The 8,446-nt window shown below is 61.2% G+C and carries 11 protein-coding genes; 6 read left to right on the top strand and 5 right to left on the bottom strand.

The genetic code is table 11. The annotated features are described in order from the left end of the window. Positions 1-331: 331 nt before the first annotated feature. Positions 332-901 (bottom strand): nucleotidyltransferase family protein, encoded by a 570-nt coding sequence (locus tag WBB95_RS13880; protein ID WP_424488094.1) that lies wholly within the window; start codon positions 899-901, stop codon positions 332-334. Positions 902-1,345: 444 nt separating this feature from the next. Between WBB95_RS13880 and WBB95_RS13875 the strand changes: the two genes are divergently transcribed. Next, the gene (locus tag WBB95_RS13875; protein ID WP_424488093.1) at positions 1,346-1,585 is read left to right on the top strand and encodes a DUF6124 family protein; all 240 of its coding nucleotides are present in this window, start codon (positions 1,346-1,348) and stop codon (positions 1,583-1,585) included. Positions 1,586-1,620: 35 nt separating this feature from the next. On the opposite strand, the gene WBB95_RS13870 is transcribed toward WBB95_RS13875, so the two are convergent. Beyond that, entirely contained in the window at positions 1,621-1,920 is a 300-nt protein-coding gene (locus WBB95_RS13870) for a hypothetical protein (RefSeq protein WP_424488092.1), read from the bottom strand. 87 nt (positions 1,921-2,007) lie between these two features. After that, a complete protein-coding gene (locus WBB95_RS13865; protein WP_058422485.1) occupies positions 2,008-2,241 on the bottom strand; it encodes a hypothetical protein in 234 nt (77 codons plus the stop codon). Positions 2,242-2,650: 409 nt separating this feature from the next. Between WBB95_RS13865 and WBB95_RS13860 the strand changes: the two genes are divergently transcribed. Continuing rightward, on the top strand, positions 2,651-3,562 hold the full coding sequence (locus WBB95_RS13860) for a crotonase/enoyl-CoA hydratase family protein (RefSeq protein WP_424488091.1): 912 nt from the start codon (positions 2,651-2,653) through the stop codon (positions 3,560-3,562). Positions 3,563-3,729: 167 nt separating this feature from the next. Then, positions 3,730-4,980 (top strand): hypothetical protein, encoded by a 1,251-nt coding sequence (locus WBB95_RS13855; protein WP_424488090.1) that lies wholly within the window; start codon positions 3,730-3,732, stop codon positions 4,978-4,980. A gap of 52 nt (positions 4,981-5,032) precedes the next feature. Here WBB95_RS13855 and WBB95_RS13850 read toward each other — a convergent pair whose 3' ends face one another. Continuing rightward, positions 5,033-5,941, bottom strand: coding sequence for a DHH family phosphoesterase (locus tag WBB95_RS13850; RefSeq protein WP_424488089.1), 909 nt, complete (start codon positions 5,939-5,941; stop codon positions 5,033-5,035). A gap of 135 nt (positions 5,942-6,076) precedes the next feature. Here WBB95_RS13850 and WBB95_RS13845 point away from each other — a divergent pair, with 135 nt between their 5' ends. After that, positions 6,077-6,433, top strand: coding sequence for a hypothetical protein (locus WBB95_RS13845; protein ID WP_424488088.1), 357 nt, complete (start codon positions 6,077-6,079; stop codon positions 6,431-6,433). A gap of 15 nt (positions 6,434-6,448) precedes the next feature. On the opposite strand, the gene WBB95_RS13840 is transcribed toward WBB95_RS13845, so the two are convergent. Next, a complete protein-coding gene (locus WBB95_RS13840) occupies positions 6,449-7,078 on the bottom strand; it encodes a TetR/AcrR family transcriptional regulator (RefSeq protein ID WP_424488087.1) in 630 nt (209 codons plus the stop codon). 135 nt (positions 7,079-7,213) lie between these two features. On the opposite strand from WBB95_RS13840, the gene WBB95_RS13835 reads away from it, so the two are divergent. Both WBB95_RS13835 and WBB95_RS13830 read left to right on the top strand, forming a co-directional pair. Then, positions 7,214-7,654, top strand: a complete 441-nt coding sequence (locus WBB95_RS13835) for a hotdog fold domain-containing protein (RefSeq protein ID WP_424488086.1) — start codon at positions 7,214-7,216, stop codon at positions 7,652-7,654. A gap of 96 nt (positions 7,655-7,750) precedes the next feature. After that, on the top strand, positions 7,751-8,377 hold the full coding sequence (locus WBB95_RS13830; protein WP_424488085.1) for a LysE family translocator: 627 nt from the start codon (positions 7,751-7,753) through the stop codon (positions 8,375-8,377). Positions 8,378-8,446 lie beyond the last annotated feature (69 nt).

The following is an 8,446-nucleotide window of genomic DNA, read 5'->3' as shown; positions in this document are numbered from 1 at the left end:
TTTCAAGCTTGGACGTGTCACCCGCAGGTAAAAGTTCACTGCCAATCAAAAGTGCAGGCTGCCGGGTTGCAGTGAGGCTGCGATAGCGCTGAGTCAGGCAATGAAATGCAAGCAGTACCGACGCTTTCGCAGCCTCGCTGGCGCTCGACAGCTCCCACAGGGGATCGGCTGTGCAGCTCGGATTTCGGTTCTAACCTTTGATTCTCGGGCGATGCTGGGGGAAAGCTACTTGGTCTGGGCGTGTCTCGATTAACTGTGGGAGCTGTCGAGCTTCAGCGAGGCTGCGAAGGCATCACCGCGCAGTCACTGCCAGCCCCCACCACCGGCATCGCTAAACCACCTCAGGCGTCACAATCCTGAGCCAAGGCCAGCGCGCCTGATAGCTCTTGGCCTTGGCGGCGAACAATGCCGGTTCGGGGTGGTGCGGGTTAATCCGCAGCACGCCCTGCGCCACATCCTCCAACCCATACGGCGCATACACCTCACCCGTTTCAATCTCCAGCCCGATGCACGTGCCGGCCACCAGATAACGGTCAACCCCCTGCCTGGCCGTGTGCAACTGCGGATAAGGCCGACCAAAGCGCTGGCCATACCACAGGTGAACGCGCGCCTGATTCTTCACTTCCACATTCACACCCAGGTCCTGAAATAAACCCTCGGCCGCGCGAATGACCTTGTCCTCTGCTTCGTAGGACAGGTCCGTGTCGAAGTAAAAAACGTCGTAGTCCTTCACGCCCTGATCGGCAGGCACATTCGACTGATGATTCCACACCGCCTGGAACAGGCAGCCCGCCGTGAGCATGCACTGGTCCACGCCGAGGGCAGGCAGCCGCGCGGTGATTTCAGCGTTGATGGGGTTGGCCATGGCCAGTTCGAGCAGGGTGTTGACGGTCAATGTCATGGTGGGTCCTGGGTGATCAAGGCAGCGCGAGGGCCAACTTTACAACAGCACGGCGGACGGTTTTATGAAGGGCGGCGTTTTTCTTACGAAGGGTGCGCATTGCCTGTAGGAACTTGCCGGGAAGTGCGCAACAAAGCGTCGCTGCCTTGCTCCTTTGCCTACGCGTACGTCAGAATTCGCCGGCTTGTGCGCGAGGGTGGCCGTCTCTAAGGTTGCCCGGTCGCTGAATTGTTCAGTGATCGGGTTTAGTAGCCCACGGTTTAACCTAACAAGTGCACACGCTTCATCTACCAGACGTTCCTGTCTGTGCTTGATGGTGGCTGTGCGCAGGGCGCTCTCGGGCGCGCCGGTTTTGTTAGGTTCCACCGGTCTACTAACCTGCGTACAGCCACCGCCTTTTCGTTTAGTAGCGACAGGGTTGTGGCCAAAGCAAGGAACTTATCAATGGTAGAAGTCACTCTAGAATCAAGCACCCTCTTCTGCGTCATCCAGGACGCCAGCACCGAAACCCTGATCACCAACAGCTACGAAACCTTCACCGCCGTCAGCACCCTGCTGCTCGACCTGTCCGAAGACCTGAGCGGCAAACACCGCGACATCGCGCTGGCCATCCACCAACTGAGCGAACTGGGCGTGCTCCTGACCGCCAAACTCCTCGACCGCGAAGCACCCTGCCCCAGCTGACATCAGGGGCGGCAGCGTCGATGAAGGCGCTGCCGTCAATTAGCGCCTGGGTAGTGATCCACGTACTGAATGGTGAAGTCGGGGTAGTGATCGACGATCTGGATCTTGTAATCGGGGTAATGATCGACGGTTTTCCATTTGCCGGCGGAGTCAGGGTAATGATCGACCTTCTGCACCTTGAGGTCCGGGTAATGGTCGACCACTTGGACCTTGTAGTCGGGGTAGCTATCAACAAACTGAATGTTGCCGTAGATCTTCGAGACATCAACACTCGTGCCCGCCGACGCGCAGAAAGAGCAAGCCAGCAGCAGTGACGCGAAAGCAACTTTAAACATGAAAACCTCATCCTGAGAAATGACAGGCGCCCGGCCTAACTCGCCGCGCGCGCACTGTCCTGCCATCCAGCCCACATTGCCTGAATATCAGCCCTTCAACTCACCCGCGCGATTACTTGCCGCATCGTCGTAAGCCACATACAACGACTCGGCGATCTGGCTTTTGATGGCTTTGGCGGATTCCAGACCCAACACAAAACCCTCGGCCTTGCCGCCAGCACGGTTGAGTTCTTCGTGGGTGGACGCGCCGGTGATGGCGTCAAGAAGCTTGGTGGCGTGAGGACCTACGCCTTTAGGGAGGGATATTTGGTCGATGGACATGGGCGATACCTTTAAAAAGAGTGATCGGTAGCGCGTGGAACCACTGCCGGGGGTGGCATGGTAGACCTGTTTGGGCAGAAAGGGGCTGGTTTTGGCGTGTTACAGCCAATGACGAGCGGCAGTCATCGGCCAAAAACGCGCATCCACTCACCTCGTGGGCCCATGCGCCGTAAAAGAGCTCTCTGAGCTCTAAGCAAATGGATTCAGCGACTGTTGTCTGGCGCGTACCGCCAGCATTCCAATCCGGAATAAACCTTATTCCCGGGCGCCGTCTACGGGTGATTCATCCCCTCCTTTAATCTTCCTGCTTCGTCCAGCCTGGCGTCCCGCCAGGTCGTTACCACAGGGACTTCAGTGAACGTACGGGGCGAGTCCATTCCCACAGCCAACTTCACTAAAGGAAGTATCGATGCAAAGCGTATTCCGAAAGATCATCCTGTTCTCAGCACTGTCCCTGCTCACGGGAGCAGCGCTTGCGCAATCTGTCGACGACGCCAAGTCACGCTCTAACGAAGTCACAATGGTCGATATTCCGACCAGTGCATCCCACAAGATTACCGTCGAGCGTCGCGGCGAGATCGTGTTGATTGGTATCAACCGCCCCGCTATTCAGAACAGGCTTGATCCGGAAGCCTATTTGGCCCTCGCCAAGGCCTATTACGACTACGACCATGACCCATCACTGCGTGCCGCGGTGTTGTTCGGGCACGGCGACAATTTCTCGCAGGGTCTTGATGTTGAGGGCTTTAAGGCCGTTGCCAGCGCGGGCGGCGCAACGCTCGGTGACGGGATGATTGACCCGCTCGGCAAGAAAATGCCCGGCCTCACCAAGCCTTTGATTGTTGCGGTGCATGGCGACACCTGGAACATGGCGCATGAGCTGTTTCTGGTCGCCGACATACGGGTCGCGGCGAACAACACCAACTTCGGGCAGGACGAAAACACGCACGGTCGCTTCCCGGGCGGTGGATCGACCGTACGCTTCGTGCGCGAAGCCGGCTGGGGCAACGCCATGCGCTACATGCTGACCGGCGATCATTGGACCGCCCGTGAGGCCTATCGCATGGGAACGGTCCAGGAGATCCCTGATCCACAGTCAGCCCTCGACAAAGCGATCGAGCTTGCCAACAAGATCGCTGCCAATGGCCCTTTAGGGATCCAGGCATCGCTGGCCTCTGCGCATCGGGCCATCGACCCGGCGCAAACCGACGCGCTGTCCGGATTGGATGCGCAACGCGCAACGCTGTACAAATCAAACGACTTTCAGGAAGGGCGCAAGGCAGAAGCTGAAGGCAGACCACCTGTCTATCACGGAAATTAAAACGGCATCGGAAGAGGCCCGACAAGGCTGATGTCGATGTCGGTGACAAAGTCAGTGACGTCGACGCGGGCGGGCAGCGCCTCAACACCCCCACATTAGAGCTGCGGTTACCCCCCAACTTCTGGATAATGCCGCCTCGCCCTCCGCCGATACGGACATCCCCCGTCATGAAGTTGCCCGCCCTTTTCCTGGCGTCTGCCCTGCTGCCGTCCCTGGCATATGCCGACGACGTTGCACTGACTGACACCCTCAAAGCCTTCGCGCGCTGCGACGCGAGCTTCTTCAGCAGCCTGAACAGCCACCACGACGCGTGGCAGGCGTATGCGCCGCTCAAGCAGGAAAAAGACTTCACGTGGATCGCGGTGAAGAATCGCGCCGACCGCAAGGCCAACCTGGTGCCGGTCAGCGCGCCGCCCATCGCGGGTTTGAAGCTGTTGTCGTACACCGACGAGGTCACCGACCTCGGCCCGCTCGGGCTCTACTATTACTGGGGCTTCATCGTGGATGGCGGCATCGACGCGGTTGCCCAGCGTCTCGCGCCGCTGCTGGAGCAACCCGGTTCGCTGCAAAAAGGCAACGGCGAGTACACGCGCAGTGAGCTCAAGGTCGGCAACGGCTGGCAGGCGATCAAGCCGCAGCCGGGTAAGGCGCCGGGCACACGGCACGTGGAGCGTGTGCTGATCGTGGAGCCGGAAGGCAAGCAAGGCACGCAGTCGCGCATCAGTTGCTCGGTACAGGGCGGCGTCGACGCGGGGCTGCTGGCGCGGTTGCGTCCCGACATTGCGCCGGTCGATTACCCGCGCACTGTCGCCGAAACCAGCCTCGGCGATGTCGAGGTGCCGGCCGGCGTGCTCCAGCGCCTTGATTCGCCGCTGCTGCAGCCAAAGTTCAAGACACTCAGCTACACCTACCTCGCCAAGAAAGGCGATGGCAGCAAGGACGTGCCGACGTCGGTCACGTTCAAGGCCGAGGGTGGCTTGCTGGTGAAGAACGAGGCCTACGGCAATGCCTTCAATGTGGACCGCCTGACGCAGGCGGACCTGGTCCAGTTGAAGTCGAAGATGAATGGTGTGGGTGATGGCCGGGTGCTGCAAACCCGCGAAGCCGAACTGAAGGTGCCGACCCGTTGGGCGCCCGGCCAGACGCTGAGCGTTCGCCTGCACATGCTGAACGTGCCCGCCAAGCCAACCGACACCCCCATCGACACGAACCTGACCTGCACCGTGGGCGAGCGCATCCCTGCACGGCAGGTGTTTGCATCGCTGACCGGCGATGCCATCAAGCTGGCGTGCGACCAGGGCGACTACAAGACTGCCCGGGTGTTCATCGAGGACCTGGGCGTGGCCCTGACGCTGGAATCGACGTCGAGCCAAACGCACTATGTGAATCAATACACGGCGATGGACGTGGTGCGCTGACCCGCACTTTTTGCAGGGGCTGGCGATGAGTCCATCACCGCCAGCCCCCGTCTCACGCTCCCAAGCCCAGCGTCACGATCTCCTTGCGCTGCAACGACGGCTCAAGCACCGCCATTCCATCGCGCCAGTCCATCGACAGCAAACGGCTCAGCCTGGCCTGGCTAGCCAAACCTCCCGCCAGCAGGTAGCTCTTGCCCTCGCGAATGCTGATCGCGTTCAACACCCACGTTTCGCCCTGCTCCGCCAACCATCGAACAATCGCTGGCTGATGCCGTTGTACCAGCCCTTCGGCGTCCCACACGGTCATCTGCGCGAACACCTGCGGCAGGTTGCTGCTGGCAGCCATCCGCTTCGTATCAGCCGCCAAGGCGCCTGCCAGGTCGGACTCGATCGCCGTTTGGCACTCGGCGAAATACACCCCCGGCCAATCCGCGGCCAAATTCGCCAGTGGCGCCAACACTGCATACGCTCGCCAGTCCTGGGCCGTGGTCATTTGGCCGGTGAAGTTGAGGGTATTGTCCAGGATCGCCGTGGCCAGTAACGCCGCGCTGGCCTGACTGATCATCGACAACAGACCTGCTGCTTCCCAACGCAGGAACACCAGCGTTGCCGCAGCGCCTATCGGCCGAATGTCTGCAGCGGGCCCGAGTCTTTGTGCCCAGAACTGCTCAAACCCGGGGTGGTGATCAAGCACTTCCACCACCTGGTCGAGCACTACCCGCGCATCGACGTGGTGATAGTCGGAGACATCCACCAGCACAAACTCATCACCCGGGCTGGGCGAATGATCGTCCAGCCTGGCGTGCCAACCGAGCACGGTTGCAGGGAGGCTGAAATTCGGTGCCGCGCTGCTGGCCGCACAGGCTGGCACGCCTTGGCGATTCAGCAGCTCGGCGTAGGCGATACAGCAGGCATACGCATCAATGTCGAGGTAGGCTGAGCCGGAGGTCACGACTCGCATGATTGAGGCATTCTCATCGGCTCTTCCTTAGAATCCGTTTTCCAGAGTAAAAACAGCGTATTAGCCGGTTTTCGGCAGAGCAAACCTCGCACGCGTTGATGACGAAACCATGACAGCACACCGCCGGAGCTTCTGATGCCCCCTACCCCACGCGACAACGCCCGCCTTGAGCGCCGCCTGATCGCCACGCTTACCGACGCCTGCGAAACCGCCAAGGCTGAAATCCCGGGCTTCGACTGGCTGACCCACACGGTCGATTACGCCGCCTTCCCCCAGAGCCTGCGGGTGACCTGGGTGTTCGACACCCGCGCGAACAAGGACCATGCCCTTTCGACGGGCGCAGACCAACGCATGCGCGAGTTGACGGCGGCGGCGCTGCACGCTGCCGAGGTGGCACCCGTGCCGATGGAGCGCTGCGTGCGCTTCGATTCCGAAGAAGAGTGCCTCGCCCAGCAAGGAGGCGACTGGCGCCGGCGGCTGTCGCGCAAGTGAGCGGCGCAGTGCCTGTCAGGCCTGTGCGCCCAGGTGCTGAATCGACGCCCAGGCCGCCTGCGCCAACAACTCGCCGTACTCACCGGGGCTTTTCTTGACCCGGCCCGACAGCCAGGCGCGGGAGTAGCTTTCCGCCGCGCCGATGATCAGCGAGAACAACAGTTCGGCCGGCACCTGGCTGAACTGCTCGCGTCGGCCCTCGCCGCTCAACCACTCGGTCAATTGCCGGTTGCGCTGGTGGTTGCGGGTCAGCAGTTCATCCTTGAACGGGCCGTTGGCGACGGCGAAACGGCTCTGGAACACAAAACGCGCCCACTCGGGTTGCGCATCCACCCAATCCACGTAGCTGCGCACCAGCGCCGAGACGCCTTCCTGGGCGCTTTTTGCGCCGTGCAGAAAGTGGTCGCGCAGGGCGGCCTGGTCTTCGAGGGCGGCAAAAAACAGCGCGGCAACGATGCCTTCCTTGCTGCCGAAGTGGTGGTAGATGGCGCCCACGCTGGTGTCGCACTGCGCGCGGATGGTCTCGATATTGGTGGCTTCGATGCCCACCTCGTTAAAACAGGCCAGGGCCTGGCGCAGGATGCTGCGCTTGAGCTCGCTGCGCCGCCCGGGGAACGTGCGCTCGATCAAATCGGGTGCGTGCATGAAGAGGCTCGCCAAATAGGCGGAGTCTAAAGGTACATCGGCCGGCAGAGAAGGCATTGCTTGACACACCTCGAAATCACGGAATATTCTTCCGTTACAGAATATTATTCTGTTAACCATTTTCGAGGATCGTCCATGAGTCAGTTCTTAAGCATGTTCAACAGCGTCGGCCCGGCCGCGTTCAGCCAACTGGCGTGCCAGATGGCGCCCTACTTCAGCACCATCGCGCCGGAAATTTCCGAGCTGCGCCCGGGGCATGCGGTGGTCAACGTGCCGTTTCGCAAGGAGATCACCAATCACTTGGCCTCCGTGCACGCCATTGCCCTGTGCAACGCGGCGGAGCTGGCTGGCGGCACGATGACGGACGTGTCGATCCCGCCGGGCGTCAAATGGATTCCCAAGGGCATGACCGTCGAGTACCTGGCCAAGGCCAAGTCGAACATTCGTGCGGTCGCCGATGGCAGCGGGATTGACTGGGCAACCGCCGGTGACAAGTTTGTGCCGGTGGCGATTTTTGATGAGGCCGGGGTCAAGGTGTTTACCGCGAGCATCACCATGAACGTGAAACTCGGCTAAGCCCCTGTCGATGCAGCCGGGCCGTGTCGACCGTGTTGCATTCGGGCGCGCGCTGGGGATTACTGTAGGCCGCGCCCACCCTTGAGATCAGCCGCCATGTTTGAACTTGCCGCACTCATCACCTACGTCGCCGTCGTGATCGGCCTGTTCCTGATCCCCGGCCCTTCGGTGTTGCTGGTGCTCACCCGCACCGTACAGGGTGGCCGCAAGGTCGGCATTGCGACCGGGCTGGGCGTGGCATGCGGAGACCTCGTGCACACCCTGTGCGCGGCACTCGGGCTGTCAGCGATTCTGATGACCTCGGCGACCGCGTTCAACGCGGTCAAATGGGCCGGCGCCGCGTACCTGATCTACCTGGGCGTGCGTGCGTTCATGGCCCCATCCGGCGCACACGCGCGGCTGGCATTACCCGCCGTCACACCGCACCAGGCGTTTTTCCAGGCCGTGGGCGCCGAAGTGCTGAACCCGAAAACCGCGATCTTTTTCCTGGCGTTCCTGCCGCAATTCGTCCATCCAGAGTCCGGCTCGTCGCTGGTTCAATTCGCGGTACTGGGCTTGATCTTTTCGGGGCTCAGCGCGGTGTACACCAGCCTGCTGGCCATCGCCATCCGCCCATTGAGCCGGGGGCTCAAAGGGCTTTCAAGGCTGCGTCGGTGGGAAGGCAAGATCATCGGCACGCTGTTTATGGGGCTGGGGCTGAAGATTGCCTTTCAGCAGCGCTAGGCCTGGCAGCGCCGAACCATTGTGGGAGCTGGCTTGCCTGCGACGGCGGTGTGTCAGTCAGGGAAAGGT

The sequence above is a fragment of the Pseudomonas sp. genome (assembly GCF_049645325.1).
Classification (GTDB): Bacteria; Pseudomonadota; Gammaproteobacteria; order Pseudomonadales; family Pseudomonadaceae; genus Aquipseudomonas.
The sequence above is the reverse complement of the archived record's forward strand: the minus strand, read 5'-3'. Positions and strand labels throughout refer to the sequence as shown.

Bases quoted from the DNA above. Each gene is read 5' to 3' on its own strand.
- WBB95_RS13875 (WP_424488093.1), top strand. From the start codon at position 1,346: ATGGTAGAAGTCACTCTAGAATCAAGCACCCTCTTCTGCGTCATCCAG.
- WBB95_RS13840 (WP_424488087.1), bottom strand. From the start codon at position 7,078: ATGCACGCACCCGATTTGATCGAGCGCACGTTCCCCGGGCGGCGCAGC.
- WBB95_RS13865 (WP_058422485.1), bottom strand. From the start codon at position 2,241: ATGTCCATCGACCAAATATCCCTCCCTAAAGGCGTAGGTCCTCACGCC.
- WBB95_RS13835 (WP_424488086.1), top strand. From the start codon at position 7,214: ATGAGTCAGTTCTTAAGCATGTTCAACAGCGTCGGCCCGGCCGCGTTC.
- WBB95_RS13855 (WP_424488090.1), top strand. From the start codon at position 3,730: ATGAAGTTGCCCGCCCTTTTCCTGGCGTCTGCCCTGCTGCCGTCCCTG.
- WBB95_RS13830 (WP_424488085.1), top strand. From the start codon at position 7,751: ATGTTTGAACTTGCCGCACTCATCACCTACGTCGCCGTCGTGATCGGC.
- WBB95_RS13880 (WP_424488094.1), bottom strand. From the start codon at position 901: ATGACATTGACCGTCAACACCCTGCTCGAACTGGCCATGGCCAACCCC.
- WBB95_RS13850 (WP_424488089.1), bottom strand. From the start codon at position 5,941: ATGCGAGTCGTGACCTCCGGCTCAGCCTACCTCGACATTGATGCGTAT.
- WBB95_RS13860 (WP_424488091.1), top strand. From the start codon at position 2,651: ATGCAAAGCGTATTCCGAAAGATCATCCTGTTCTCAGCACTGTCCCTG.
- WBB95_RS13845 (WP_424488088.1), top strand. From the start codon at position 6,077: ATGCCCCCTACCCCACGCGACAACGCCCGCCTTGAGCGCCGCCTGATC.
- WBB95_RS13870 (WP_424488092.1), bottom strand. From the start codon at position 1,920: ATGTTTAAAGTTGCTTTCGCGTCACTGCTGCTGGCTTGCTCTTTCTGC.